This is a genomic window from Yersinia massiliensis CCUG 53443 (assembly GCF_000312485.1).
Taxonomy (GTDB): domain Bacteria; phylum Pseudomonadota; class Gammaproteobacteria; order Enterobacterales; family Enterobacteriaceae; genus Yersinia; species Yersinia massiliensis.
This window is the reverse complement of record NZ_HE997644.1, coordinates 384,907-411,578: the sequence shown is the minus strand read 5'-3', so window position 1 is coordinate 411,578 and position 26,672 is coordinate 384,907. Positions and strand designations below refer to the sequence as shown.

Below are 26,672 nucleotides of genomic sequence, written 5' to 3'. Positions count from 1 at the left end.
TTATTTATAATTGGTATTAATTGGAACTAAATATGATATCTTTATGTGGTAATTAATTCGCTTATCGTTACTGATTTAGTTTGTTATTTTATTTGTTTCGCTTTTTTATATCTCAAAGATTTCCTTTCAGCAAGCATTTAAAATTAAAAAATGTATTGATATATTAAGCTCGCTATTCTTACTGGGGGAGAATTATTGACTCCACTCCCTTAATTTGGGGTGGAAAGATAATAATGTGTAAAAGGAACGCGTTAGACTAAAGAGTCAATGAGTCATTGCCTTTAAATTGTTGAATATCCATTTTGTGTTGTTTTATCTTTCGCCATAATGTTGTACGGCCAATACCCAATAAGGTGGCCATTTCATTAAGTTGGCCTTGGCAAACTAATGCTGCACGAATAATGGCCTGCCTTTCTAATTCTTGCAGTGATAATACGGGTTGAGGTTCTGGCATATCTGGTTCTAATACGAGTTTTTCCCCCAATAAGTGTTCGGGTAAATCATTAAGGTTAATGCGATTGTTATGACAGGCCATGGCCGCTCGTTCTACCACACTTTTTAGTTCCTGATCATTGCCTGGCCACGGATATTGGCATAGTTGGCGGATAACACTGTCGTCGAGTTGATAATGGCAGTGGAAATGTTGACCAAGGCTTGCCAGCGTGTGTTGGGCCAGCAGTGGGATATCTTGTTGACGTTGGCGTAGGGGAGGGATGTGCAGCTCGAAGGCTTGCAGGGTGTAGAACAATTGGCGACGAAAACGCCCTTGCTTCACGAGCAAAGGGAGGTCGGCACCGGTGGCGGTGATGATTCGGACATTGACCGGTATGACGCGATTGGAGTTTATTCGCATAACCATACCGGTTTTAATAATTTGCAGTAGCGCAGATTGCATCTCGGGTGACAAATATTCGACTTGTTCCAGATACAACGTGCCGCCATTCGCGAGTTCGAACTTACTCGGTTGCCCCGATTCACCTTCACTGGCATCGCAGCCTAAAAACTCTCGAGCCATCAAATTTTGTGGTAATGCTTGGCAATTCAATACGATATAAGGCCCATCGGCTTGGTTGCCAGCATTATGAATGGCTTGGCCTAATTGTTGTTTGCCGACGCCTTCTTCCCCGTGTAGCAATATCGGGTGATGGCCCTTGGCCGCTTGCTTGCCATAACGCACTAAGCGGCGCATTTCTAGCGATGCGATGGGCATATCGTCAAACGTATAGCTAGCTCGGCCTAATTGGCTGGAAACCATTCGCCGCAACAATTCTTGAGGATGCAGCAAGGCAATATAACCGCAACGATCCCCATCAGGAATGGGTTTGAGCGTTAAGAGTGCCGGAATAAAATGCTGTTGATTTTCGAAAGTTACTTCCACATGGCTAAGGGGCGTTCGGTGCAAAATAGCCTGACTCAGCAAAGCGGGTAGTGTTAACAGATCAGTGACCGGTTTACCAAGGCTGCTGGTTTCATCGAGCTGCAAAATAGCGGCCGCGCGGCGGTTAAGGTAGAGCAGACAGCCGCGTTGATCCCACGCCATCACGCCATCTTCAACTCCATCAAGCAGGGCATTTAATTCATTTAGATGGCGGTTAGTTTCAGCCAGTAGGGTATCGGCGTGGAGATAGTTACCTATTTCACGGGCGATCGCCAACGTCAGTGGTAAATCACTCGCAGCATGATCAGCCAGCAAGCTACCTAAAACAATCACTGCGCGTTGGCGGCCACTATTGTCATACACGGGTGTGGCGCAGAAACGCCACGGGTGCAGCGCTTGCTTAAAATGTTGTTGGCCACTGACTTGAACCGGATACCCTTCGGCGATGGCTAGCGCAGGCGCATTGGTGCCAATGAAACCTTCAGTCCAATAACTGCCACAATCAATACCGAGCGCCTGAAGTTGATGGATAGTCTGCGGATGGCCACATTGCCACAGCGTGCAGCCACTCTCATCAAGAATCAGTAACACACAATGGCGCGACTCCATGTACTCATAGGCGTCTTCCAATGCGGCTTGACCTAATACTAATAAGTCATTTTTACGCTGACATATTGACTGAAATGTCGCGCCCACAGCGCGGTGTGGCACACGCCATTGATGGGCTTGCATTAGTTTTTGGCAACGCTGCCAAGAACCAATCAGCGCAGGTGTATCAAGTGGGTCGATGATGGTAATGCGCGTCTCTTCTTCAAGTAATGTGTTATTAACGGGTATCGTTTATCACCGGCTGTCGTTCTTCAAAAAAAGACGTTTGCGCCGAGTGAGTCCGTGCTCATGAAAGATAGCCCATTCTCGCTATCCTTTGTTTGATGAAAGTAGTGTATGGCATCACTAATCATAAATTTATCAGTCCATAGCAGGCAACGACCTAACATTCAAAGGATATTGATTATCATTATTGTTCCCTGAACATGAATTTCATTCAAGATCTGATTTGGCGGTAGAAGAATGATTTTTCTGAGGGAGAGAGTGGTATTGAAATGGGATTAATAGATTCTCTATCATTAGAGAGCGAATTATCTGAGATGTAAGATTAGTATGATTCTCTTAAATAAGTGTTAACTGCCAACAGATAATCCAATAATTTATTTTCTGTCCATGTTATGTCACAGCTTAATAATTACATCAGAGTGAAAGATAAAATCTCAGTATTAATCTCTGCGATTGGCGGTAAAAAATAACTGAGCATGAAGCTCAGTTATTTTATCAGGGTGAGGGCTCAGCATTTGAGAATTCTTTGCCCGCAAATTCGACTTTGTTGCGACCATCTTTCTTAGCGCGGTAAAGTGCTTCATCCGCGGCTTTAAGTGAAGAGGCTAAATCGTAGGCTTGCAGTGGGGATATTCCCGCACTTAATGTGACAGTCGTAGACACTTTGTGGTTAAAAACATGTGGAATATCAAGTCCTAATACCCGTTGTCTTACACGCTCGGCCAGTTGGCTGGCATACTCTTCACTGACATGTGTCAGCAGCACTAAAAACTCTTCACCACCATAGCGCACGACGATATCCCGTGAACGTACGGCGTCACGAATCGCCGCCGCAACCCGCACCAGCGCTTGATCGCCCATAGTGTGACCATAGTTATCGTTATAGGCCTTAAAATGATCGATATCGAGCAACAGCACATAGTGATTCCCCGGCGATTGCGCGAGCAGTGTTTCAAGTTTGTTCTCCAACCCACGGCGGTTATATAAACTAGTAAGAGGGTCTATCATGCTCAAATCACTGAATTTTTCTCTTTCATTGTAAAGGTGCGCAACGAGTTTTCGCGTAAAATCATCGCTGCGGCGTGACATCAAATGATGAAGAGAAAAGCCAATCAGTGGCAGCATAATAGTGAATAGAATGCGGAAGATATTTTGAAAATCATCTAAGAAAATAACGGCTAACGTCGCTGGTGCAGTGTGCAGGCAAAAGGCGATAAAGTTATCGGAGAGTGCAATAGTGCTGATAAAGAAAATGGTAAATAAACTGAATAATAAGTAATTATTTTCATTCGTCCCCAGATATTCATATTTTAGAATGATTTGCCAAGCCCATAACACACCGAGGACAATTGAAAAATAATTCAATTTATCAGCATATTTTTTCGAAATTAAAATCAAATAAGCGATAGTGCCCAGACTGATCGCCGTGATCATCACTATTGGTAATGTTATTGCCGGTGTTTTGGGTGACGGTAATATCATACTAAAAATAGCTGACGACGCATTCAGAAATAGAAAAAGCAGTAAAGAGAGGCGATGCTTGCTTTTCAGAAGCTGATCGTAGGAGTGGCTATTCATAATCAATTCACTCTGCGTAATGTCTTGCTGTCGGTAGACAAATAAACAATATCCTCATGAAGCCTTATTATTTAGGCATCACGATAAATAGTTTTTCTAGGTAATTATTTTTTATTGAATCTTTTTGTGTCGATTTAGGAATAATCTTAGTCAAAATTACCATTTTTGTTTCCACCTGTCATCATGATGTTTCTTTGAAAAGCCCCATTACGCTAGCTGAAGACAACTTCATGGTGCAGGATGCGAAAGAGTGATATATGATATTGGTTATCATTATCACTTGAGTGGGCCGTTATCATGAATACAACCAGATTGGCTGCTTACCGTTCGTGGGAAGTCCGTGGGTTTTTGAGCCGTGGCATGTCCAGTGGTTGGGGGATATTGCTGCCCTTCGTGTTGTTACCGCTGCTGGCGTGGGCAGATATCACCATCGGTCAATTACGAATAGTGATAGTGCTGGCGATGCTAGCGACAGTGAGTATGTTGTATCACACTCGGTTGCGGCATTTTCTGTTACTGCCCTCTTGCTTGGCGCTCTTGGGGGGGATAGCGGCAATATTGATGCACAATGGCATACATTAATTATCCACGGACATTAAGTATCACGGACATTAAGTATCCACCTACATTCACGACCTGCATGCACTAACAGCTAATAAGATGTTTGGTTTTTGGCGATAGATAATTCAAGAGTGGGGTGTATCTGGGGGAGGCATTACCGAGGTTTTGAAATCATCGTGGTGCGAAGGGAGGGACTTGAACCCTCACGTCCGTAAGAACACTAACACCTGAAGCTAGCGCGTCTACCAATTCCGCCACCATCGCCCAAATGATTTCTTACTGCTTATCCGCTAACGTTAAGTCGCAGGATATGGTTGATTTATATCACCAGCTTGGTGCGAAGGGAGGGACTTGAACCCTCACGTCCGTAAGAACACTAACACCTGAAGCTAGCGCGTCTACCAATTCCGCCACCATCGCATGTGCTGTGCAATATAAATCTGTACTGCGGGTTGTCGAGAACAATCTAATTGAAATCAACATGGCTGAAGAAAAGTCTGTTTGGTGCGAAGGGAGGGACTTGAACCCTCACGTCCGTAAGAACACTAACACCTGAAGCTAGCGCGTCTACCAATTCCGCCACCATCGCGTACCGGAAACATGACTTTTTGATGCAACCACGGGGGCGAATTCTAGAGCTTTTCACGTACAGGTCAATACTTATTTCCCCGGAGCTAGACGTTTGCTGTAAAAAGCATCACATGCAGTTCAATTGATTTGATTTGTGACGTGTTTTTCATTTTGTCCCTGATGCAGCGCCTGTTAAGGCAACTCATTTGGCGGGGGAGGATAATGGGCAAATAGCGCGATCAACCAATCGATAAGTACTCTAACTCTAGGGGCTAGAAAGCGCCCCTGCGGGAACATAATAAACAGTGGCATTGCGGGAGGAGGGCAATGAGGGAGTACCTCAATTAATTCCCCTTGGGCTAAATGGCACTGGATACCCGGCGTTGGTACCTGAATCAGCCCTAAACCTGCCACGCCAGCGGCGATATATGCATCTGCGCCATTGACACTCAAGATGCTGGGCAATACTCGCGTTTCTACTTTCCCTTGATGGGTAAATTCCAGCGGATAATCACGCTGGGTTTGCGGTGAAAAATAGCCCACCGCTTGATGATTAGACAAATCCGCCAGTGAAGTTGGTATACCGAATTTTTCCAAGTAAGCCGGTGAGGCGCAGGTTATTTGCGGCTGCTGACCGATATTGCGTGCCGCTAATTGTTCGTCATGGGGTAACCACGCCCGCAATACGCAATCCACACCTTCGCGCATCAAATCAATTGTGCTGTCATTGGCCCCTAACACCAGAGTGATATGGGGATAACGTTGATAAAAGTCACTCAATGCCGGAATCACAACATTGCGCGCCAGCGAATGGGGCATATCAATCCGTACTTTCCCTTCAGGCTGTAGCCGCTGGTGACTAAAAAGGGAATCCGCTTCCTCAAACGCCGTCAGCAATTGCTGGCAGCGCTGATAATACAGCGTGCCTTCGGCTGTGATATTCACTTGGCGGGTGGTGCGAACCAGTAAACGAACGCCGAGACGTTGTTCTAAGCGCCTCAACGTATTACTGACCGTGGCGCGCGGTAATTGCAGCTTTTCTGCTGCACGGCTAAAGCTGCCCAACTCAACGATACGCACAAAAATCCGCATGGCTTGTATTTGATCCAAGATGAGCCGCCTATTGTTGGTGTTTTTGGAATAGTGCTGAGCGATCTGCATTATTTATCTTTCTCTGCGAAACAACCACACTTTCTTCCGACATCACCAATTGCGGCAACATTCAATTGCGGCAACACTAACGGGAACGGGGAATATCACAATGCAACAACGTCAATTAGGTTCGAATGGCCCAACTGTCTCTGCACTCGGCCTTGGCTGCATGGGGATGAGTGATTTTTACTCCACTAATCAGGATGTTACCGAGTCTATCGCCACTTTGCATCGGGCGCTGGAGTTGGGCGTAACAATGCTTGATACCGCTGATATGTATGGCCCGTTCACCAATGAAGAACTTGTTGGGCGGGCAATCAAAGGCAAGCGAGATCAGGTCTTTTTAGCCACCAAGTTCGGTATTGTACGTGACCCAAATGATCCCACTGTACGGGGTGTGAGCAGTCGCCCTGACTATATTCGCCAGTCTGTTGATGGCAGCTTGAAACGTTTGGGCGTCGAGGTGATTGACCTTTATTACCAGCATCGCGGTGATCCAACTGTGCCGGTTGAAGAGGTGATTGGCACATTGGCTGATTTAGTCACTGCCGGTAAAATCCGTTACATCGGTTTGAGTGAAGTGTCGGCAGCCACACTGGAGAAAGCCCATCAAGTGCACCCGATTACCGCTGTCCAGAGTGAATACTCACTGTGGACACGAGATGCTGAAGCATCGGTCTTGGCAACTTGTGAGCGTTTAGGTGTGGGTTTTGTGGCCTACAGCCCATTAGGACGCGGTTTCCTCACTGGTGCGATTCGCAGCCCAGATGATTTGGCTGCTGATGATTTCCGCCGCCATAACCCACGTTTTCAGGGCGATAACTTTGCACTGAATCTGGCATTGGTCGATACCGTGACAACCATGGCGCGTGAGAAAGGTGTTAAGCCGTCGCAATTGGCCTTGGCGTGGGTCTTGGCACAAGGGGAGCATATCGTGCCGATTCCAGGCACCAAACGCCGTACCTATTTGGAAGAGAATTTGGCGGCATTAGAGGTTGTGCTCAGCCCACAAGAGTTAGCGGCGCTAAAGGCGGTCTTCCCGTTCCATGCCGCAGCAGGTGAACGCTACGGCGTGGAAGGGATGGCGCATCTCAACGCTTAAATTTAACGTTTTTTCTTTGCGTCTCGTGGCGGGCGACCAACGGTTGCTTGATACACTTTAAAGCGACCATTCTGCGCCAGCACTTCATGGCTGCCAAAAGCGGCATCCAGCAGCGCAGGATAAGGCAGGAAGGCGTTCGCCACGATACGTAATTTACCGCCCATATGCAGGTGAGCGGTGGCACCACGAATCAGCATTTCAGCCGCCGTTAGGCTGGTTTGAATACCATCATGGAACGGCGGATTCGAAATAATCATCTCGAAACGGCCTTTAATGTCAGAGTAGACATTACTGGCGATGACTTGCGCTTCGATATGATTTGCCGCCAGTGTTGCTCGGCTCGCCTCAATCGCGGCAGCAGAGACATCACTCAGCGTCCACTTAATTTTTGGTGATTGTTGCGCCAATACAGAGGCCAATACACCAGCACCACAACCGACATCCAGCACACTGCCTTTAAAGGGCTCGCTGAATGTGGACAGCAGCAAGTGGCTACCTGAATCCAATGAATCACGGCTAAACACGCCTGGTAAGGTTTTCACCGTCACGTCATCGACCTGATAGCTTTCCCACCAGTCATCGGCATTAAATTCTGGCTGGGTATCTAAGCGACCATGGTACAACCCACAACGGCGCGCACTATCAATTTTGGTCAACTGGGCGAAATCTGACAGCATTTCTTCTGCGCTGCGCACACCACTGCGATTTTCACCGACGACAAAAATATCGGCACCCACAGGTAGTAAGGAAAGCAGATTGGCCAGTTGGAATTGCGCTTCCTGTTTGCTCTTGGGCCAGTAATAAACCAGCGTGTCACAGGTCGCAACGAGTTCAGGTGTCGCCAAAAGCCCGAATTGCACATTCTCTTCCAGCGTATTGCTCAGTAATTGCCAGTGGTGATATTGATTGGAGTGAACCCGTACGCCAGCGGCTTCAAACTGCGCAGGCAGCGCATCTTGCAAATCACCGGCAAACAACACGTGGCGGGCTAAAAATTCATCACTATGGCGCAGTATCACTTCACTGGCTGGGGTTAATGCTGACATCAGTCTTTGGCTCCTCAATAATATGATCGGGGATTATAGAGGTTTGTTGGCGCATGTTCGATGGGTTTGCTAGCATAGCGTCGAAAATCGGGTCGCTCTGACAGGAAATGGCATGGCATCAAGACGAGACTTGTTGTTACAACAGCTTGGCATTACGCAGTGGACATTGCGCCGCCCGGCCGTCTTGCAGGGTGAAATTGCTGTTCGCCTCCCCGAGGGGACTCGTTTGTTGATCGTGGCGCAGACGCTCCCAGAGCAGGATGATCCATTGTTATGTGATGTGTTGCGCAGCTTAGGGCTGACCCCCCGTCAGGCTTATGCCTTAACGCCGGATCAAGTCGCCATGTTGCCGGCAGAGACACAGTGCAATAGTTGGCGATTGGGCATCAGTGAACCGCTCGCGGTTGCTGGTGCACAGTTACACAGTCCGCCATTGGCTGGACTTTATCAAGACGCAAGCGCGAAACGCGCACTTTGGCAGCAGATTTGTCATCATGAAGCAGATTTCTATCCTGACGCCAGCCGATCTGGCCACAGCGTACCAAATTGAGCAAGCCAGCCATGCTTTCCCGTGGTCGGAAAAAACCTTAGTCAGCAATCAGGGTGAGCGTTACCTCAATTTTAAATTGAGTATTGAGCAGCAAATGGTGGGCTTCGCGATTACCCAAACGGTGTTGGATGAAGCCACATTATTTAATATTGCTATTGACCCCCAGCATCAGCGTCGGGGCTATGGCCGTTTACTGCTTGAACATCTGATTGCGCAGTTGGAATCACGTGAAATAGTCACGCTTTGGCTTGAAGTCCGAGCTTCAAACGCGGGAGCAATTGCCCTGTACGAGAGCTTAGGCTTTAACGAGGTTTCGGTACGTCGCAACTATTACCCCAGCGTCAATGGGCGTGAAGATGCCATCATGATGGCGTTACCACTGGGGTAGCTCAGTTTTACCGATAATCTCCCCTGAAAAAATTGTCTATCGCGCATAAATCAGGGAAAATACCGCGCTATAACCTTTATACCCCCAGTAAGCAGGGTATAGCGCCCTAATCAATGCCTTGCTTTGCCTGACCGTGACACCAATAGGATGTACGGCCCAGAGCAGGGCGGCCTAAAAGTAGAAATTTCAAACTATGTCTCCAAGTGAATACGCACTGGAAGTTGCGAAAAGACGTACCTTCGCGATCATTTCCCACCCCGATGCCGGTAAAACCACTATTACCGAAAAAGTGTTGCTGTTCGGACACGCAATCCAGACTGCCGGTACGGTAAAAGGGCGAGGTTCAAGCCATCACGCCAAATCTGACTGGATGGAAATGGAAAAGCAGCGCGGTATCTCTATCACGACTTCTGTGATGCAGTTTCCGTACGGCAATTGTCTGGTTAATCTGCTTGATACCCCAGGGCATGAGGACTTCTCCGAAGATACCTATCGCACGTTGACCGCTGTCGACTGTTGTTTAATGGTGATTGATGCGGCGAAAGGGGTAGAAGACCGGACGCGCAAATTGATGGAAGTCACCCGCTTACGTGATACGCCGATTCTGACGTTCATGAACAAATTGGACCGTGATATTCGTGATCCAATGGAAGTGCTGGATGAAGTTGAACGTGAACTGAAAATTGCCTGTTCACCCATCACTTGGCCAATCAGTTGCGGTAAATCGTTTAAAGGTGTTTACCATCTTTATAAAGACGAAACTTACCTGTATCAGACCGGTAAAGGTCACACCATTCAGGAAGTGCGCATCATTAAAGGGTTAAATAACCCCGATCTGGATGTGGCTGTAGGTGAAGACTTAGCTAAACAGTTCCGCCAAGAGCTGGAACTGGTTCAAGGCGCTTCTCATGAATTTGACCATGAAGCTTTCTTGTCAGGCGACCTGACTCCGGTGTTCTTTGGTACGGCGCTGGGTAACTTTGGTGTCGACCATATGCTAGACGGTTTAGTTGAATGGGCGCCCGCCCCGATGCCACGTAAAACGGATACCCGTGAAGTGGTTGCGGCTGAAGAGAAATTCACCGGTTTCGTATTCAAGATTCAAGCTAACATGGATCCGAAGCACCGTGACCGTGTTGCCTTTATGCGTGTTGTTTCAGGCCGCTATGAGAAAGGCATGAAACTGCGTCAGGTGCGTACCAAGAAAGATGTGGTCATTTCCGATGCACTGACCTTTATGGCCGGTGACCGCTCTCACATCGAAGAGGCCTATGCCGGTGACATTATCGGCTTGCACAACCATGGCACGATTCAAATTGGCGATACCTTCACCCAAGGTGAAGATATGAAGTTCACCGGTATTCCGAACTTCGCCCCTGAATTGTTCCGCCGTATTCGTCTGCGTGATCCATTGAAGCAAAAGCAACTGCTGAAAGGGTTGGTTCAGTTGTCAGAAGAGGGCGCAGTGCAGGTGTTCCGTCCGTTAATCAACAACGATTTGATTGTGGGTGCGGTCGGTATTCTGCAGTTTGAAGTGGTGTCATCAAGGCTGAAAAGTGAATACAACGTGGAAGCGGTGTATGAGTCTGTTAATGTCTCAACCGCACGTTGGGTTGAATGTGATGATGTGAAAAAATTCGAAGAATTTAAGCGTAAGAATGAAGTGAACCTCGCCTTGGACGGCGGTGATAATTTGAGCTATATCGCCCCAACGATGGTTAATCTCAATATTACGCAAGAGCGTTACCCAGAAGTACGTTTCCGTAAAACACGCGAGCATTAATCACGCCGCAAGCCGCATTCCATCGGGGTACACCGTACCCCGATTCATTAATTTCCCTCACAATTCTTTCCTTAAGATAACTCTGACTTAATCATAAAAATCTTCCTTTAGGCCGATTCCGACTGTGTTTCTTCTGAGATGCTCTATCTTTATAACTACGCGCAGGATTGAATCGCATTCTCTTTGGGGCGTTCAACCTGCAGTAATCGTAAAGTATTCACCAAATGGCTACCCATCTGAGGTGGCATTAGAATCTGTGAATTGGGGTACTTATCCAGTTTGGGATTCAAAACAAGAAAGGAAGAAATCGATGAAAAACACAAAATTTGCCCGTTCAGTGATGGCTGTTGTTTTAGGTTCTGCACTTATCAGCGGTAGTGTGTTAGCTGAAGACACGATGCTAAATAAAACTTCCAACGCTGTGGACAGTGCCGGTGCCAAAATCGATAGCTCCATGAAAAAAGTCGATAATTACATGGGGGATAGCGCGGCCACAGCAAAAGTGAAAAGTGCCTTGCTGGAAGAGAAATCCCTCAAAAGCACGGATATCTCCGTTGAAACTAACCACGGTGTCGTGACATTAAGTGGTTTCGTCACTTCCCAAGCAGAAGCAGAAACTGCGGTAGAAATTGCCGGAAACGTCGAAGGCGTTAAATCCGTCAGCGATAAGCTGCATGTAAAAGATCAGAAATCGCAATCAGTCAGTGAATATGCTGGCGATGCAGCAACAACCAGCTCCATTAAGGCCAAATTACTGGCAGATGACATTGTCCCGTCACGTAACGTCAGTGTCGAAACGACCGATGGCGTCGTGTTACTGACAGGTAATGTTGAGAATAAAGCCCAGGCCGAACGTGCTGAGAGTATTGCTAAAGCCGTTGATGGCGTAAAAAGCGTCAAAAATGATCTGAGCATCAAGCCTTAATTGTTATCCGATTGACGGGTATTTCGTGGGTTATCGATAAACCCACGGAATATTTTTTTAAAACGGTAAGGAGAAGCTTATGTTTCGCTGGGGAATTATCTTTCTGGTTATAGCGTTAATCGCTGCGGCATTAGGTTTTGGTGGGCTAGCCGGTACGGCAGCTTGGGCCGCGAAAGTCGTCTTTGTCGTCGGTATTGTCCTCTTCCTCATCAGTTTGTTTACAGGACGTAAGCGCCTTTAGTGTGGCGAGAGGGTTACAGCAAAGGTGAAGAAGGGGTATCCTCGACGCCTGTTGTAGCCTAATTAAGGATGGATGGTGGGATACAGAATACCTATCACGCTCGGTAATATTGAGCCACTCGCCTATAAACCATACCAACCCGGCAAAATGGCGTTGGTCTGTGAAGGGGGCGGGCAGCGGGGAATTTTTACAGCCGGTGTGCTGGATGAGTTTCAACGTGCCCGCTTTAACCCTTTTGATCTGATGATCGGCACGTCTGCTGGCGCACAAAATCTCTCTGCTTTTATTTGCGGCCAACCCGGTTACGCTCGCCGTGTCATTACCCGTTACACCACCACTGCAGATTTTTTTAATCCGTTACGTTTTGTACGTGGCGGGCATTTAATTGATCTCGACTGGCTGGTGGATATCACCGCGCAACAGTTGCCATTGGCCATGGATCACGCTGAGCAGCATCTTATTAATGGCCGCGAATTCTTAATGTGTGCCTGTCGCAGTGATGATTTCGAACCGACTTATATCTCCCCAACCCGTGAAAGTTGGTTACCCGCGTTAAAAGCCTCCAGTGCCATACCTGGTTTATATCGACAGGGCGTTGATTTAGATGGAATAAGCTATCTGGATGGCGGCATCAGTGATGCGATTCCGGTGGAGGAGGCTTATCGACGTGGGGCGGATACTATTGTGGTCATCCGTACTGTTCCTTCGCAGGCGTACTATACGCCGCAATGGATGAAGCGGATGGAACACCTACTCAGTGAAAGTAGCCTGCAACAACTGGTGCGAATTATGCAGCAGCATGAACAGAGCTATCATCGTATCCAGCAATTTATTGAAAAACCGCCGGGTGACTTGCGTGTTTTTGAGATATTTCCGCCGAAGCCCCTGGCCAGTAATGCGCTGGGCAGCCGTGTTGCGGCATTAAACCAAGATTATCATTTAGGTCGTCGGTGCGGTCGTTACTTCTTGGCGACAGTCGGGCATTGGCTTTTGCCGCGTGATACGGAGAGTTCAGATGAATCGGCGAGCGATAAAACCACGATCCCGCTTTCTCGTCGCATGATTCAACCACAAGACATGAATCAGCCAAAAGATCTTAACCTGCTTGATGATGGGGCCGAGTGGTTGGATGGCGATGATGCTTCATTTGATATCACTCAAACACCCGACATGATTAGGCCAGTTGACGCAGTTGCTGGGGCAAATCAACCGCTTCCGGCTCAAATGGCCGTGACAGGCAGTGGTTTAATTGTGCCAACCACCGCGCTCAGTAAAGGCAAAAAAACGCCATTGGTAGGTGAGATTATTTTGCCGTTGGACGTGGATAATACCAAAGGGGGGACAGCGTAATGGTGCAGGTCCCCGCTGCTTTCGAGATCCCCTATTTTGTTGATACCCACTGTCACTTTGACTTTCCACCGTTCAGTGGCGAGGAAGTGGCCAGTTTAGCAAGCGCCGCTCAAGCCAATGTCAGGCAGCTCATTGTGCCTGCTGTGAGTGCGGCTTATTTCCCTCGTGTTTTGGCGTTGGCTGAGCGTTATCCCCCGCTATTCGCCGCACTCGGTATGCACCCGCTCTATATTGCAGACCATCAGGACGCTGATTTGGCGACGCTCGCCTCGCTGCTGGCGAGTCAACCTGAAAAGCTGGTAGCGGTGGGGGAGATTGGCTTAGATCTCTATATGGATGAGCCACAGTTGCCACGCCAATTGGCACTATTACAGGCTCAGCTCAGGCTGGCGAAACAGCATGATCTTCCGGTAATTTTACATTCTCGACGTTCCCATGATCAGTTGGCGGCTGCGTTACGCAAAGTCGCCTTGCCGCGTACTGGCGTGGTACATGGTTTTGCGGGCAGTTTGGCCCAAGCACAAGCATTCGTTCGCTTGGGTTATGCTATTGGCGTCGGGGGAACAATCACCTATGATCGCGCGCAGAAAACGCGCCGTGTAATGGCGGCATTACCCCTTTCTGCGTTACTGCTAGAAACCGATGCACCCGATATGCCACTTGCCGGTTTTCAAGGGCAACCCAATCGGCCCGAACGCGCAGCGCAGGTATTTGCCGCATTGTGCGAATTGCGTTCAGAAGCGCCGCAAGAGATAGCCGCTCATCTGCTGGCGAATAGTCAGCGCTTATTTCAGTTACCTCCCGCCTAAATCCACGGGATAACACATTGAACGATCTCGGTAAGTTACGGGAATAGTTAGCGTGTTATTCTTTTATTGAGTTACTTTCCGTGACTATTGTCACATTTACAGTCTTACCGTTGCTTTTAGTTGTGTTTATTTGTGACAGGGATTGTTTGATGGTTGACGCATGTCGGTATAATCCACCCATATTTTTTCAATACAAATCATTAACAGGATTATCAGCATGCTTATTAGTTTGGTCGGAATGGCAGTACTGATATTAATAGCCGTACTTCTTTCAAGTAATTTTAGGGCGATTAATATCCGCACTGTAGTGGGGGCATTTATTCTTCAGGTAGGAATAGGCGCGTTGGTATTATATGTACCGCTGGGGCGCAGTATCTTAGGGGGAATGTCTGAAGGCGTTGCGAACGTTATCGCATACGGTAATGACGGGATTTCATTTATGTTTGGCGGTTTAGTTTCCGACAAAATGTTTGAAGTCTTTGGCGGGGGCGGGTTTGTCTTCGCTCTGCGTGTACTGCCGGTGATTGTCTTCTTCTCCTCATTGATCGCTGTTTTGTATTATCTCGGCGTGATGCAATTGGTGATCAAGGTGTTAGGCGGCGGCTTACAAAAGCTGCTCGGCACTTCTCGTACTGAATCTCTTTCCGCGACAGCCAATATCTTTGTTGGGCAAACGGAAGCCCCTTTGGTCGTGCGCCCTTATATTGCCACCATGACGCAATCCGAACTGTTTGCGGTAATGTGTGGCGGTTTAGCCTCCGTTGCCGGTTCCGTTTTGGCAGGCTACGCGCAGATGGGGGTGCCGCTGGAGTACCTGATCGCCGCCTCCTTTATGGCGGCGCCTGGCGGGTTGCTTTTTGCTAAGTTGATGGTGCCGGAAACGGAGAAAACCCATGACAAAGTTGATGCCACCACTTTGATTGCAGAAGATGACCGCCCCGCGAACGTGATTGATGCTGCGGCATCCGGCGCTGCTTCCGGCCTGCAACTGGCACTGAATGTCGGCGCAATGTTGCTGGCATTTATTGCTTTGATTGCATTGCTCAATGGTATTTTGGGTGGAATTGGCGGTTGGTTCGACTATCCGCAACTCTCGCTAGAGCTGATTCTCGGTTGGGTGTTCTCACCTATCGCTTACCTGATTGGCATTCCTTGGAGTGAAGCGATGGTGGCTGGCTCGTTTATTGGTCAGAAAATCATCGTCAACGAATTCGTGGCATTTATGAATTTCGGCCAATATCTTCAGTCAGAGGAATTAGTTAAAGCTGCTGGTTTACAGGTTATTTCTGAACACTCAAAAGCGATTATTTCCTTCGCCCTTTGTGGTTTTGCCAACTTGTCGTCGGTCGCCATTTTACTGGGTGGTTTAGGCAGCATGGCACCTAATCGCCGCCATGATATCGCGCGGTTTGGTTTGAAAGCCGTGGCCGCAGGCACACTCTCGAACCTGATGAGTGCCACTATTGCGGGCTTCTTCCTCGCACTCTGATTCTTCGCGATCATTCTCATCTCGGGGTTTGTTGTTTAGACGCAAACCCCTAGCACGGGTGCGCATTCTGCACTCAAACCCGCGATACCCTTGACGTTGAGCAGCGCTGTTTTTCAGGCGTATTCCCACCCATAAGCTATTCTTGAAGCGAGTGGGCATAATACTGTCGAAACCTTATAAATGAGGTTATTTTGTGACTTTAATCACATATAATATCGGCGCGTTACAATTTTCTGTTAATTAATGTGAGTTGTGGCGCATCTCATGTGCCGACAATGTGTTCAAATAGCATGATGTATTTTTGACTGAAAACGCGGTTGCCGCGCACATTTCAAGTCAGGTAAGTATTGCGGTGAGATGGATCTCAATTGCAACCAAGGGCTTACCCGTGGGGCTATCTTCAAGGAACCAAGTCCGCTCGCCAACGTGTTGAGCTAGAACGGTCTCATTAGCGCTATTTCTGCATTGTCTGTGTTCGCACTGACGGTCGTAATATCGCCTTCTGTAGCGCGTTTTTAATCACCAGAGAAACAGAAATCGTTTCTTGGCTCGCTCATAAATAAATGCTCAGTGACGGCAAGGTGCCGAGGCTGAAAGAGTGTTGGAGAGTTTTATGACCGATTTAACCGCCTGCGCGAATCTTAATGATTATGCCAAACGCGCGCTGAGTTTGATGGATTTAACCACTCTGAATGATGATGACACCGATGATAAAGTGATCGCGTTGTGTCATCAGGCAAAAAGTCCTGCCGGTAATACTGCGGCAATCTGTATTTATCCTCGCTTTATTCCTATTGCGCGTAAAACATTGCGTGAACAAGGTACGCCTGAAATTCGTATCGCGACGGTAACCAACTTCCCTCATGGTCATGACGATATCGCCATTGCGCTGGCCGAAACCCGTGCTGCTATCGCTTATGGTGCTGATGAAGTGGATGTGGTTTTCCCTTATCGCGCTTTAATGGCGGGGAACGATAAGATCGGTTTCGAATTAGTGAAACAGTGCAAAGAAGCCTGTGCTGCCGCGAATGTCTTATTGAAAGTTATTATTGAAACGGGTGAGTTAAAGCAAGAGCATTTAATTCGCCAAGCCTCTGAAATTGCTATCAAAGCGGGTGCTGATTTTATCAAGACTTCCACCGGTAAAGTCCCGGTAAATGCCACACTGGAAAGTGCCGACATTATGATACGCGTCATTCGCGATTTAGGTGTGGGCAAAACCGTGGGATTCAAGCCAGCAGGTGGGGTACGCACTGCTGAAGATGCCGCTCAATTCCTCCAATTGGCCGATCAATTGATGGGAGAAGGTTGGGCCGATGCTCGCCACTTCCGCTTTGGCGCGTCCAGTTTGCTCGCCAGCTTGCTCACCACGTTGGGTCATCAGAGCGACAACAAAAGCAGCGGCTACTAACTGCCGCGCTGATTTGTATTTAGCGGTTAATCGAACGCAGTTGATGCACTGTGGGCTAATTTGCGCGCAGTGCGGCTTTTATTCCATAAACAGGGGGATGCCTTGTTTCTCGCACAAGAAATTATTCGTAAAAAACGTGATGGTCAGCCACTGAGCGAAGAAGAGATCCGCTTCTTTATCAATGGGATTCGCGATAACGTGGTGTCCGAAGGGCAGATTGCTGCTTTGGCAATGACCATTTATTTCCATGATATGAGCATGCCTGAACGTGTGGCGCTCACCATGGCAATGCGTGATTCTGGCACTGTGCTGGACTGGAAGAGCCTGAATCTCAATGGCCCGATTGTGGATAAACATTCCACCGGTGGCGTCGGCGATGTGACATCACTGATGCTTGGCCCGATGGTGGCCGCGTGTGGCGGCTATGTGCCGATGATTTCCGGCCGTGGCTTGGGACATACAGGTGGAACGTTAGATAAGCTGGAAGCCATTCCCGGTTTTGATATTTTTCCCGATGATAGTGCTTTTCGCAAAATCATTCAGGATGTTGGTGTGGCGATTATTGGCCAAACCAGCTCGTTGGCACCGGCGGATAAACGCTTCTATGCCACCCGTGATATCACCGCAACGGTTGACTCTATCCCACTGATTACCGCTTCTATTCTCGCTAAGAAACTGGCGGAAGGTTTAGATGCGCTGGTGATGGATGTTAAAGTCGGTTCGGGTGCTTTTATGCCGACTTATCAGTTGTCTGCTGATTTGGCGCAGGCGATAGTCGGTGTCGCGAACGGCGCTGGCTGCAAAACCACCGCGCTATTAACCGACATGAATCAGGTATTGGCTTCCAGCGCCGGTAATGGCGTTGAAGTGCGCGAAGCCGTGCGATTCCTCACCGGTGAATATCGTAACCCGCGCTTGTTGGAAGTCACCATGGCGCTGTGTGTTGAGATGCTGCTATCCGGTGGCTTGGCACAAGATGAAGCGGAGGCCCGAGCCAAGCTGCAAGCCGTGCTAGATAACGGGAAAGCGGCAGATGTCTTTGGCCGCATGGTGGCGGCACAAAAAGGCCCGAGTGATTTCGTCGAACGCTACGACAGCTATTTACCGGTTGCCATGCTGAGTAAGCCCGTCTTTGCTGAGCGGCCTGGTATTATCACTGCCATGGATACACGCGCATTAGGCATGTCGGTGGTTGCCCTTGGCGGTGGCCGTCGTCGTGCATCCGATCCGATTGATTACAGCGTTGGTTTAACCGATATGGTCCGTTTGGGCACCCATGTTGACGGTCAACTTCCCTTAGCCGTGATTCATGCCAATAACGAAGACGATTGGCAGCAGGCAGCAGATGCTGTGCGCAAGGCCATCACGTTGGGTGACAAAGCGCCGGAAGAAACACCGGTGATCTATCGCCGTATCACTGAATAAACGCCCCATTTTGATGATCCCCGCCAAGCGGGTGAATCGCAGTAGGAGAGAAGCATGAAACGTACATTTATTATGGTATTAGACTCATTTGGTATTGGTGCGAGCGCTGATGCTAAAAAATTTGGTGACGAAGGGGCGGATACACTGGGCCACATCGCCGAGGCTTGCGCCCGTGGTGAAGCCAATGTTGGTCGTAGTGGCCCACTGACCTTGCCGAACCTGAGCCGTTTAGGATTGGGAAAAGCCGCTGAAGAATCGACCGGAAAATTCCCTGTCGGGTTAGATAAGAACGCTGACATCATTGGTGCTTATGGCTACGCCAGCGAATTATCCTCTGGTAAAGACACACCATCAGGCCACTGGGAAATTGCCGGTGTACCTGTCCTGTTCGACTGGGGCTACTTCAGTGATGTAGAAAACAGCTTTCCACCGGAATTACTGGATAAACTGGTCAAACGCGCCAACTTACCCGGCTATCTGGGGAACTGCCATTCAAGCGGTACGGTGATCCTCGATCAACTGGGTGAAGAACACATGAAAACCGGTAAACCGATTTTCTATACTTCTGCTGACTCCGTGTTCCAGATTGCTTGCCATGAAGAAACATTTGGCCTCGATCGCCTGTACGAACTCTGTGAAATCGCCCGCGAAGAGCTGACCGAAGGTGGCTACAATATTGGCCGCGTGATTGCGCGTCCATTTATTGGCGATAAGCCGGGTCACTTCCAACGCACTGGCAATCGCCACGATCTGGCTGTTGAACCGCCAGCGCCGACCATGCTGAAAAAGCTGGTGGACGAGAAAAGTGGCGAAGTGGTTTCTATCGGTAAAATCGCTGATATTTACGCCCATGTTGGCATCACACATAAAGTGAAGGCCACGGGTCTCGATGCACTGTTTGATGCGACCATTGAAGAGATGAAAAAAGCGGGTGATAACACCATCGTGTTCACCAACTTTGTTGATTTTGACTCATCTTATGGTCACCGTCGTGATGTGGCAGGTTATGCCGCCGCGCTGGAACTGTTTGATCGCCGCTTGCCAGAACTGATGGCACTGGTGAAAGAAGATGACATTCTGATCCTGACTGCTGACCATGGCTGTGACCCTACTTGGCCGGGCACCGATCATACTCGTGAGCACATTCCGGTCCTAGTCTATGGCCCGAAAGTAAAACCGGGATCATTGGGTCACCGTGAAACCTTTGCCGATATTGGGCAGACAGTGGCGAGTTATTTTGATTTGTCACCAATGGATTACGGTAAAAACATGCTCTAAGCAGGACGTTGAGCCGAGCGCGATGCTGAAATGAGGCCGTGCTCGGTTTCTGTCGGGCTGTTTTTTTTCATTGAGCGTTTTTGGCTGAATTGTCTTGTCGGAATAACAGGGGAATTCGGTGATAAAAATTTTATTTATCTGATTTTTAAGGAAAGAAATTATGGCAACGCCACATATTAATGCTGAAATGGGTGATTTCGCTGACGTTGTATTGATGCCAGGGGATCCGCTGCGTGCGAAGTTTATCGCAGAAACCTTCCTACAGGATGTGAAGCAAGTCAACGACGTGCGCGGCATGTTAGGTTTTACCGGTACTTATAAAGGCCGCAAAATTTCAGTGATGGGCCATGGTATGGGTATCCCATCTTGCTCCATTTACGCGAAAGAGTTGATCACTGATTTCGGCGTGAAGAAAATTATCCGTGTTGGTTCCTGTGGTGCGGTACGTGCTGACGTTAAACTGCGTGACGTGGTTATCGGCATGGGCGCGTGCACCGACTCTAAAGTTAACCGTATGCGTTTTAAAGATCATGATTACGCGGCGATTGCTGATTTCGAAATGACCCGCAACGCTGTTGATGCCGCCAAAGCGAAAGGTATCGATGTGCGTGTCGGCAATATCTTCTCTGCGGATCTATTCTATACGCCAGACCCACAAATGTTTGATGTTATGGAGAAATACGGCATCCTCGGCGTGGAAATGGAAGCCGCAGGTATCTATGGTGTGGCGGCTGAGTTCGGTGCAAAAGCCCTGACTATCTGTACCGTTTCTGACCATATTCGTACCGGCGAGCAAACCACTGCCGCTGAACGTCAAACCACCTTCAATGACATGATTGAGATTGCATTAGAGTCAGTGTTGTTAGGTGACAGAGCTTAATATTCATTCCTCGTTTGCTATTCAGCAGCAGTCTAATCTGCTGCTGAATCTATTCATGAAAATCGTTTCTAAAGTTAAAAATTCTTATTTATCCTAATATTAGGATGATACGTTCTCTGTTTTTTCTATTCACCTTTCTATTCACTTTCCTATTCATAGTCTCTTAGCCGCGCGTCTTACAACTTGTTAGTGTCTTCATTTACTGCACATTTATGGTTGCCAAATTTCTATATAGAGAGCTAAAATAGGGGCTTAAATATGGTCTTTTTTGAGGTCTTAAATATGGCTACTACCATTCTTGCTGATCGCTCTGCGTCTATTAGCGAACTAAAAAGAAATCCAACAGCCACAATGCAATCTGCCGGCGGCCGTCCTGTTGCGATACTAAATCATAGTAAGCCTGCATTTTACTGCGTACCTGCTGAGTTATATGCAGCAATGCTTGATCTTATTGAAGATCGAGAACTAGCACTCCTTGTTAAGAACCGTCTCAATGAGGAAGAAGTCGAGGTTAAGTGGGAGGATCTGTAATTGTCAGGGAATGATTTCAAGCCGCAGCTAAAATTTAAGAAAAGCGCCAAAAAAGAGTGGGATGCTCTTGACGCTAAAGTCAGAAATAGTTTTAAGAAAAAGTTGAAAAAACGAGCTCAGTCTCTTGAGGCGCTTAAACCACAGAAACATAAGTTATCTGGTATTGAGCGGTGCTACAAAATCAAGCTACGCAGTGATGGCTATCGATTAATCTATCAGGTTACCGAAACACCGAGCGGTGAATTCAGTATTGTTATCACTGTTATTACTGTCGATCGACGCGAAGATGTTTATGACACACTGAAAATTAAAATAAATAAAGCTGATGCAGATATTTTAAGCTCATTACGTATTATTGAGTCGCGAAACGATGACGATGAATAGCCATTATCCTGTCACATCAGCACAGCACTATTTTTCGTCAGATTTTGGGTCTGACTTTGGCACATCATCTTCACCATCGTCTTCTTTTACTGGCGTATTCGCGGTCAGCAGATAAGGTGATTGCTGCCAGCGGCTGCGGCGGCCTTGCAGTAAGGTTCGGGCCAGAATGATACCCACAGCGAGCGCGACCAGTATCATCAGGCGCAGTAAGTTGGTGGTATTGTCCACTTGCTTGGATTCTGTCGCCAAAACATGGGTATCTAGCGTCATCCGCAAAAATCCACTTGGCCCGCTCTTGCCGGGAATCAGCTCGACAATCTGGTGATTGAAATAACTGCCGGGGCGTTTACCATCTAAAGCCAGCCGATCACGGACTTTGACGTTTTCACCAGCAGCGGCCACGAGCGTACCGTCAATCTGATAAACACTGGCATCCAAGATGCGGCTAGATTGTGTCAACTGCTGAAGTACCGCATCGACTTTTTGGCTATCGATATCATCATCACCGCTGTCCATAATGGGCGATAGGCTGAAAGTGACTTGTTTTGCCAACGTTTTGGCCAGTTCTTCAACTTGTTCCGAACGCGCTAGTTGGTGACTGAGGCTGAAATAGGATGCACCTTGCATAAGCAAAACTAACAATGCCAGACAAATCAGGACAATAGCGGTGCGATGCAGTCGAAATTTTAATTTAGCCTTGGCCATGCAGGTTCCTTGCCGAATTCGGTGACTTTATGTTGCCAGAAGCCAGCGCGATAGGATAGCTTGATGCGTTGTTTTACCCTTCATCTTTCACGATACTATGGGATTGAACGCCCGTCGGCGATAGGTGGGCGGTGTTGGCGCAATGGCGGCCTGACACAAACGCGAAAGCGACAGGGTTTATCTTGCTGAGTCTGGTTTTCTACAGGAGTTTTTCATGTCTAATAGTCTGACCTATTGTGATCTTCCTTCGGAGATCTACCAATGGCCGGGTCTGCCACTTTCACTCAGTGGTGATGAAGTCATGCCGCTGGATTATCGTGCTGGTCACACGGGTTGGCTGTTGTACGGTAGGAAGCTAGATAAAAAGCGTATTACCCATTTCCAACGCCAGTTAGGTGCGGCAATGGTGATTGTGTCTGCTTGGTGTGTGGATGATTATCAGGTGATCCGCCTTGCAGGTAGCCTAACACCACGCATTAAAACGCTGGCGGATGAAAGTGGCCTGGATGTTGCGCCATTGGGTGCTATCCCCCATTTACGTACCCCTGGTTTACTCGTCATGGACATGGACTCTACCGCCATCCAAATAGAATGTATCGATGAAATCGCCAAACTGGCAGGGGTGGGTGAAGAAGTTGCGGCGGTCACTGAACGCGCCATGCAAGGTGAGCTGGATTTCGCCGCTAGCCTGCGCCAGCGAGTCGCGACCCTCAAAGGGGCCGATGCCAATATTCTCAAACAAGTCCGCGACGAACTGCCTTTAATGCCGGGTTTGACTAGCCTAGTGCGCAAGCTCCAAGCGCTGGATTGGCATGTGGCGATTGCCTCTGGCGGCTTTACCTATTATGCCGAATACCTGCGCGACAAATTACGACTGGTAGAAGTCGCAGCCAACGAACTTGAGATCAAAGATGGCAAGCTGACAGGCAAGGTACTTGGACCAATCGTTGATGCACAATATAAAGCCGACACCCTGCTAAAACTGGCCGAAAAATTGAATATCCCCGTGGCGCAGACCGTCGCAATAGGCGACGGCGCCAATGACCTAAAAATGATGCAAGCCGCAGGGTTAGGTCTGGCATTTCACGCCAAACCGAAAGTTTACGCTAAAGCGAAAGTGGCGATCAGGCATGGTGACCTAATGAGTGTGCTTTGTATTTTGACAGGGAGTTTGAAGCACGAGGAGCGCTAATCCCTGCGCCCTTGGCGCGACAGCGTTGTTAGCGGCGCTCACTTGCCCGAATCACTGACGAGAGTCAGCTCATCGGGACGCGTTTGCTGGCTGCCTAGCTGTAGCACCAATGTCTTTGGGATTCCCTTTGGCCCTTGGCGCGACAGCGTTGTTAGCGGCGCTCACTTACCCGAATCACTGACGAGTGTCAGCTCATCGGGATGCGTTTGCTGGCTGCCTAGCTGTAGCACCAATGTCTTTGGGATTCCCTTTGGCCCTTGGCACGACAGCGTTGTTAGCGGCGCTCACTTACCCGAATCACTGACGAGAGTCAGTTTATCGGGACGCGTTTGCGGGACGTTTTTTATTTGATTGAGGTGAATCGTGGCTAAAGCGCCGAAACGGGCATTTGTCTGTAATGAATGCGGGGCGGATTATCCGCGCTGGCAAGGGCAGTGCAGCGCATGTAATGCTTGGAACACCATTACCGAAATTCGGTTGGCGGCGGCCTCATCGTCATCCCGTACTGAACGTTTTACCGGCTATGCGGGTGATGCAGGGGTGAGTCGAGTCCAAAAACTCTCGGACATTAGCCTCGAAGAAGTGCCTCGTTTTTCAACGGGCTTTCTCGAGTTTGATCGGGTGCTGGGCGGTGGTGTCGTACCCGGCAGCGCCATTCTGATTGGGGGCAATCCGGGCGCGGGGAAAAGTACTCTGTTGCTACAAACTCTCTGCAAACTGTCCGAAAACATGAAAACCCTGTATGTCACCGGCGAAGAGTCGCTGCAACAGGTGGCTATGCGCGCCCATCGCTTGGGGCTACCCACTGCTGGCCTGAATATGCTATCGGAAACCAGCATCGAACAGATCTGCCTGATTGCCGAACAAGAACAACCGCGGCTGATGGTGATCGACTCCATTCAGGTCATGCACATGGCCGATATCCAATCATCACCGGGCAGTGTGGCGCAAGTGCGCGAAACCGCGGCTTACCTGACGCGTTTTGCTAAAACACGGGGTGTTGCCATTGTGATGGTCGGCCATGTGACCAAAGATGGCTCGCTGGCGGGGCCAAAAGTATTAGAGCATTGCATCGACTGTTCGGTGATGCTCGATGGTGACGGTGACTCACGATTCCGCACCTTGCGCAGCCATAAAAACCGTTTCGGGGCCGTCAATGAGTTAGGTGTCTTTGCCATGACCGAACAAGGTCTGCGCGAAGTCAGCAATCCATCAGCGATTTTCCTCAGCCGTGGCGATGAAGTCACAGCGGGAAGCTCAGTGATGGTGGTATGGGAAGGCACGCGCCCGCTCTTGGTTGAGATACAAGCGCTCGTGGATCACTCCATGATGTCTAACCCGCGCCGTGTGGCGGTGGGGCTGGAACAAAACCGGTTAGCCATCTTACTGGCGGTTTTGCATCGCCATGGTGGTTTGCAGATGTCGGATCAAGATGTCTTCGTCAATGTGGTCGGCGGCGTGAAAGTGACTGAAACCAGTGCGGATCTGGCCTTGTTGATGTCGCTGGTTTCCAGTCTGCGTGACCGCCCACTGCCACAAGATCTCGTGGTGTTCGGTGAGGTGGGGTTGGCCGGTGAAATCAGGCCGGTGCCCAGTGGTCAGGAACGTATTTCTGAAGCAGCCAAGCATGGATTTAAGCGTGCCATCGTTCCTCATGCCAATATGCCTAAAAAACCGCTGCCCAATATGCAGGTTTTCGGCGTGAAAAAGCTGGCCGATGCGCTCGCCGTTTTAGAAGATCTGTAACGGCATATTTAGTCGTGTCAATCTCGCAGCATACTGTGTTATTTTTGTTTAGCGCACTAAACAAGGAGGCGGCATGCTGCAGTTTGACTATCTCAAAACCGCAATTAAGCAAAAGGGTTGTACCTTACAACAGGTCGCTGAAGCCAGCGGCATGACGAAAGGCTATTTAAGCCAGTTGCTCAACGACAAAATTAAAAGCCCCAGTGCGCAAAAGCTTGAAGCTCTGCACCGTTTTCTTGAGCTAGAATTCCCACGCCGCGAGAAAAAAGTCGGCGTGGTGTTTGGTAAATTTTACCCGCTCCACACCGGCCATATCTTTTTAATCCAACGTGCCTGTAGTCAGGTTGACGAACTACATGTCATTTTGTGCCACGATGAGCCACGAGATCGCGAACTGTTCGAAAACAGTTCGATGTCACAGCAGCCGACCGTCAGCGACCGCCTACGCTGGTTACTGCAAACCTTTAAGTATCAGAAAAATATCCACATTCATTCCTTTGATGAACATGGGATTGAGCCTTATCCGCACGGTTGGGATGTATGGAGCCGTGGCGTTAAGAAATTTATGGCGGAAAAGGGCATTATCCCCAGTTTTATTTACTCTAGTGAAAGTCAGGATGCGCCGCGTTACCGTGAGCAGCTAGGTATCGAAACGATTCTGATCGACCCACAGCGCTCATTTATGAATATCAGTGGCCGCCAAATCCGCCGCGACCCTTTCCGCTACTGGGATTATATTCCAACAGAAGTGAAGCCCTTTTTTGTCCGGACAGTGGCGATACTCGGGGGGGAATCCAGCGGTAAATCAACGTTGGTCAATAAGTTAGCCAATATCTTCAATACCACCAGTGCGTGGGAATATGGCCGCGATTATGTTTTCTCTCATCTGGGTGGCGATGAGATGGCACTGCAATATTCAGATTATGACAAGATCGCGCTCGGACAGGCGCAGTACGTGGATTTTGCGGTGAAGTACGCCAATAAAGTGGCGTTTATCGATACCGATTTTGTGACCACGCAGGCGTTCTGCAAAAAATATGAGGGGCGCGAACACCCCTTCGTACAAGCGTTAATTGATGAATATCGCTTTGATCTGGTGATTTTGCTGGAGAACAACACGCCGTGGGTGGCCGATGGTTTACGCAGCCTTGGCAGTGATCGTGACCGTAAATCTTTCCAGAACTTATTGGAGCAGATGTTGCGCAGCAATAATATTGAATACGTGCATGTTGAGTCTGCCGATTATGACGAACGTTTCTTACGCTGTGTCGAGCTGGTGCAGCAGCTGTTGGCCGCCGACCTGCAACGCCTTGCCCGCCCTTCAGTATTGGTTGAAGCGCGGGAAGAGTTGCGTTAGTCAGTCA

General features: G+C 48.7%; 24 protein-coding genes and 3 tRNA genes. 19 read left to right on the top strand and 8 right to left on the bottom strand.

Annotated features, from left to right (window positions below; all coding sequences use genetic code 11):
* Positions 1–256 precede the first annotated feature (256 nt).
* Together dhaR and BN68_RS10850 are read right to left on the bottom strand one after the other, a co-directional pair.
* On the bottom strand, positions 257–2,176 hold the full coding sequence (gene dhaR, locus BN68_RS10855; protein WP_042806640.1) for a dihydroxyacetone kinase operon transcriptional regulator DhaR: 1,920 nt from the start codon (positions 2,174–2,176) through the stop codon (positions 257–259).
* A 531-nt stretch (positions 2,177–2,707) separates the two neighbouring features.
* Entirely contained in the window at positions 2,708–3,790 is a 1,083-nt protein-coding gene (locus BN68_RS10850) for a GGDEF domain-containing protein (protein ID WP_042806639.1), read from the bottom strand.
* Positions 3,791–4,087: 297 nt separating this feature from the next.
* Here BN68_RS10850 and BN68_RS10845 point away from each other — a divergent pair, with 297 nt between their 5' ends.
* Positions 4,088–4,372, top strand: a complete 285-nt coding sequence (locus BN68_RS10845) for a DUF1435 family protein (RefSeq protein ID WP_019211189.1) — start codon at positions 4,088–4,090, stop codon at positions 4,370–4,372.
* A 156-nt stretch (positions 4,373–4,528) separates the two neighbouring features.
* Here BN68_RS10845 and BN68_RS10840 read toward each other — a convergent pair.
* The 4 genes from BN68_RS10840 to BN68_RS10825 all read right to left on the bottom strand — a co-directional run bounded on the left by BN68_RS10840 (position 4,529) and on the right by BN68_RS10825 (position 6,031).
* Positions 4,529–4,615: transfer RNA gene (locus BN68_RS10840), tRNA-Leu, on the bottom strand.
* 69 nt (positions 4,616–4,684) lie between these two features.
* Positions 4,685–4,771 (bottom strand) — tRNA-Leu (locus BN68_RS10835).
* Between the two features lie 82 nt (positions 4,772–4,853).
* Positions 4,854–4,940: transfer RNA gene (locus BN68_RS10830), tRNA-Leu, on the bottom strand.
* 173 nt (positions 4,941–5,113) lie between these two features.
* Entirely contained in the window at positions 5,114–6,031 is a 918-nt protein-coding gene (locus BN68_RS10825) for a LysR family transcriptional regulator (protein WP_042806704.1), read from the bottom strand.
* Between the two features lie 151 nt (positions 6,032–6,182).
* Here BN68_RS10825 and BN68_RS10820 point away from each other — a divergent pair, with 151 nt between their 5' ends.
* A complete protein-coding gene (locus tag BN68_RS10820) occupies positions 6,183–7,175 on the top strand; it encodes an aldo/keto reductase (RefSeq protein WP_019211187.1) in 993 nt (330 codons plus the stop codon).
* Positions 7,176–7,177: 2 nt separating this feature from the next.
* Here BN68_RS10820 and rsmC read toward each other — a convergent pair whose 3' ends face one another.
* Positions 7,178–8,221: a 16S rRNA (guanine(1207)-N(2))-methyltransferase RsmC gene (gene rsmC, locus BN68_RS10815; RefSeq protein WP_019211186.1), complete on the bottom strand. Its 1,044-nt coding sequence runs from the start codon at positions 8,219–8,221 to the stop codon at positions 7,178–7,180.
* Positions 8,222–8,333: 112 nt separating this feature from the next.
* Between rsmC and BN68_RS10810 the strand changes: the two genes are divergently transcribed.
* The 14 genes from BN68_RS10810 (at position 8,334) to BN68_RS10750 (ending at position 21,665) form a co-directional block, all read left to right on the top strand.
* Positions 8,334–8,771: a DNA polymerase III subunit psi gene (locus tag BN68_RS10810; RefSeq protein WP_019211185.1), complete on the top strand. Its 438-nt coding sequence runs from the start codon at positions 8,334–8,336 to the stop codon at positions 8,769–8,771.
* Positions 8,716–9,159 carry a ribosomal protein S18-alanine N-acetyltransferase gene (rimI, locus tag BN68_RS10805; RefSeq protein WP_019211184.1) on the top strand — a complete coding sequence of 148 codons (444 nt, stop codon included), beginning with the start codon at positions 8,716–8,718 and terminating at the stop codon, positions 9,157–9,159. The genes BN68_RS10810 and rimI overlap by 56 nt, the downstream gene beginning before the upstream one ends.
* Positions 9,160–9,352: 193 nt before the next feature.
* Positions 9,353–10,942 carry a peptide chain release factor 3 gene (gene prfC / locus BN68_RS10800; RefSeq protein ID WP_019211183.1) on the top strand — a complete coding sequence of 530 codons (1,590 nt, stop codon included), beginning with the start codon at positions 9,353–9,355 and terminating at the stop codon, positions 10,940–10,942.
* Positions 10,943–11,252: 310 nt separating this feature from the next.
* Positions 11,253–11,867 (top strand): molecular chaperone OsmY, encoded by a 615-nt coding sequence (gene osmY, locus BN68_RS10795; RefSeq protein WP_019211182.1) that lies wholly within the window; start codon positions 11,253–11,255, stop codon positions 11,865–11,867.
* Positions 11,868–11,946: 79 nt separating this feature from the next.
* The gene (locus tag BN68_RS23320) at positions 11,947–12,108 is read left to right on the top strand and encodes a DUF1328 domain-containing protein (RefSeq protein ID WP_004701908.1); all 162 of its coding nucleotides are present in this window, start codon (positions 11,947–11,949) and stop codon (positions 12,106–12,108) included.
* Positions 12,109–12,180: 72 nt separating this feature from the next.
* Entirely contained in the window at positions 12,181–13,458 is a 1,278-nt protein-coding gene (locus BN68_RS10790) for a patatin-like phospholipase family protein (protein WP_019211181.1), read from the top strand.
* On the top strand, positions 13,458–14,267 hold the full coding sequence (locus BN68_RS10785) for a TatD family hydrolase (RefSeq protein WP_019211180.1): 810 nt from the start codon (positions 13,458–13,460) through the stop codon (positions 14,265–14,267). The genes BN68_RS10790 and BN68_RS10785 overlap by 1 nt, the downstream gene beginning before the upstream one ends.
* Positions 14,268–14,484: 217 nt before the next feature.
* Positions 14,485–15,756: a NupC/NupG family nucleoside CNT transporter gene (locus tag BN68_RS10780; protein ID WP_019211179.1), complete on the top strand. Its 1,272-nt coding sequence runs from the start codon at positions 14,485–14,487 to the stop codon at positions 15,754–15,756.
* A gap of 613 nt (positions 15,757–16,369) precedes the next feature.
* Positions 16,370–17,167, top strand: a complete 798-nt coding sequence (deoC, locus tag BN68_RS10775; protein WP_019211178.1) for a deoxyribose-phosphate aldolase — start codon at positions 16,370–16,372, stop codon at positions 17,165–17,167.
* 102 nt (positions 17,168–17,269) lie between these two features.
* Positions 17,270–18,592 carry a thymidine phosphorylase gene (gene deoA, locus BN68_RS10770; protein WP_042806637.1) on the top strand — a complete coding sequence of 441 codons (1,323 nt, stop codon included), beginning with the start codon at positions 17,270–17,272 and terminating at the stop codon, positions 18,590–18,592.
* A 54-nt stretch (positions 18,593–18,646) separates the two neighbouring features.
* Positions 18,647–19,870, top strand: coding sequence for a phosphopentomutase (gene deoB / locus BN68_RS10765; RefSeq protein ID WP_019211176.1), 1,224 nt, complete (start codon positions 18,647–18,649; stop codon positions 19,868–19,870).
* 160 nt (positions 19,871–20,030) lie between these two features.
* Entirely contained in the window at positions 20,031–20,750 is a 720-nt protein-coding gene (gene deoD / locus BN68_RS10760; RefSeq protein ID WP_019211175.1) for a purine-nucleoside phosphorylase, read from the top strand.
* Positions 20,751–21,032: 282 nt separating this feature from the next.
* Entirely contained in the window at positions 21,033–21,281 is a 249-nt protein-coding gene (locus tag BN68_RS10755) for a type II toxin-antitoxin system Phd/YefM family antitoxin (protein WP_042806703.1), read from the top strand.
* A complete protein-coding gene (locus BN68_RS10750; RefSeq protein WP_019211173.1) occupies positions 21,282–21,665 on the top strand; it encodes a type II toxin-antitoxin system RelE family toxin in 384 nt (127 codons plus the stop codon).
* A gap of 27 nt (positions 21,666–21,692) precedes the next feature.
* Here the strand turns inward: BN68_RS10750 and BN68_RS10745 are convergent, their stop codons facing one another.
* On the bottom strand, positions 21,693–22,370 hold the full coding sequence (locus BN68_RS10745; RefSeq protein WP_019211172.1) for a YtjB family periplasmic protein: 678 nt from the start codon (positions 22,368–22,370) through the stop codon (positions 21,693–21,695).
* 214 nt (positions 22,371–22,584) lie between these two features.
* Here BN68_RS10745 and serB point away from each other — a divergent pair, with 214 nt between their 5' ends.
* The 3 genes from serB to nadR all read left to right on the top strand — a co-directional run bounded on the left by serB (position 22,585) and on the right by nadR (position 26,665).
* Complete coding sequence (gene serB, locus BN68_RS10740; RefSeq protein WP_019211171.1) at positions 22,585–23,562, top strand: phosphoserine phosphatase; 978 nt, start codon at positions 22,585–22,587, stop codon at positions 23,560–23,562.
* Between the two features lie 363 nt (positions 23,563–23,925).
* Positions 23,926–25,308 carry a DNA repair protein RadA gene (radA, locus tag BN68_RS10735; protein WP_019211170.1) on the top strand — a complete coding sequence of 461 codons (1,383 nt, stop codon included), beginning with the start codon at positions 23,926–23,928 and terminating at the stop codon, positions 25,306–25,308.
* A 73-nt stretch (positions 25,309–25,381) separates the two neighbouring features.
* Positions 25,382–26,665 (top strand): multifunctional transcriptional regulator/nicotinamide-nucleotide adenylyltransferase/ribosylnicotinamide kinase NadR, encoded by a 1,284-nt coding sequence (gene nadR, locus BN68_RS10730; RefSeq protein WP_019211169.1) that lies wholly within the window; start codon positions 25,382–25,384, stop codon positions 26,663–26,665.
* Positions 26,666–26,672: the final 7 nt, after the last annotated feature.

Bases quoted from the DNA above. Each gene is read 5' to 3' on its own strand.
- nadR (WP_019211169.1), top strand. From the start codon at position 25,382: ATGCTGCAGTTTGACTATCTCAAAACCGCAATTAAGCAAAAGGGTTGT.
- BN68_RS10810 (WP_019211185.1), top strand. From the start codon at position 8,334: ATGGCATCAAGACGAGACTTGTTGTTACAACAGCTTGGCATTACGCAG.
- BN68_RS10850 (WP_042806639.1), bottom strand. From the start codon at position 3,790: ATGAATAGCCACTCCTACGATCAGCTTCTGAAAAGCAAGCATCGCCTC.
- rsmC (WP_019211186.1), bottom strand. From the start codon at position 8,221: ATGTCAGCATTAACCCCAGCCAGTGAAGTGATACTGCGCCATAGTGAT.
- deoC (WP_019211178.1), top strand. From the start codon at position 16,370: ATGACCGATTTAACCGCCTGCGCGAATCTTAATGATTATGCCAAACGC.
- BN68_RS10745 (WP_019211172.1), bottom strand. From the start codon at position 22,370: ATGGCCAAGGCTAAATTAAAATTTCGACTGCATCGCACCGCTATTGTC.
- BN68_RS10785 (WP_019211180.1), top strand. From the start codon at position 13,458: ATGGTGCAGGTCCCCGCTGCTTTCGAGATCCCCTATTTTGTTGATACC.
- deoD (WP_019211175.1), top strand. From the start codon at position 20,031: ATGGCAACGCCACATATTAATGCTGAAATGGGTGATTTCGCTGACGTT.
- deoB (WP_019211176.1), top strand. From the start codon at position 18,647: ATGAAACGTACATTTATTATGGTATTAGACTCATTTGGTATTGGTGCG.
- prfC (WP_019211183.1), top strand. From the start codon at position 9,353: ATGTCTCCAAGTGAATACGCACTGGAAGTTGCGAAAAGACGTACCTTC.
- BN68_RS10755 (WP_042806703.1), top strand. From the start codon at position 21,033: ATGGCTACTACCATTCTTGCTGATCGCTCTGCGTCTATTAGCGAACTA.
- BN68_RS10790 (WP_019211181.1), top strand. From the start codon at position 12,181: ATGGTGGGATACAGAATACCTATCACGCTCGGTAATATTGAGCCACTC.
- BN68_RS10845 (WP_019211189.1), top strand. From the start codon at position 4,088: ATGAATACAACCAGATTGGCTGCTTACCGTTCGTGGGAAGTCCGTGGG.
- BN68_RS23320 (WP_004701908.1), top strand. From the start codon at position 11,947: ATGTTTCGCTGGGGAATTATCTTTCTGGTTATAGCGTTAATCGCTGCG.
- BN68_RS10820 (WP_019211187.1), top strand. From the start codon at position 6,183: ATGCAACAACGTCAATTAGGTTCGAATGGCCCAACTGTCTCTGCACTC.
- rimI (WP_019211184.1), top strand. From the start codon at position 8,716: ATGAAGCAGATTTCTATCCTGACGCCAGCCGATCTGGCCACAGCGTAC.
- osmY (WP_019211182.1), top strand. From the start codon at position 11,253: ATGAAAAACACAAAATTTGCCCGTTCAGTGATGGCTGTTGTTTTAGGT.
- BN68_RS10780 (WP_019211179.1), top strand. From the start codon at position 14,485: ATGCTTATTAGTTTGGTCGGAATGGCAGTACTGATATTAATAGCCGTA.
- serB (WP_019211171.1), top strand. From the start codon at position 22,585: ATGTCTAATAGTCTGACCTATTGTGATCTTCCTTCGGAGATCTACCAA.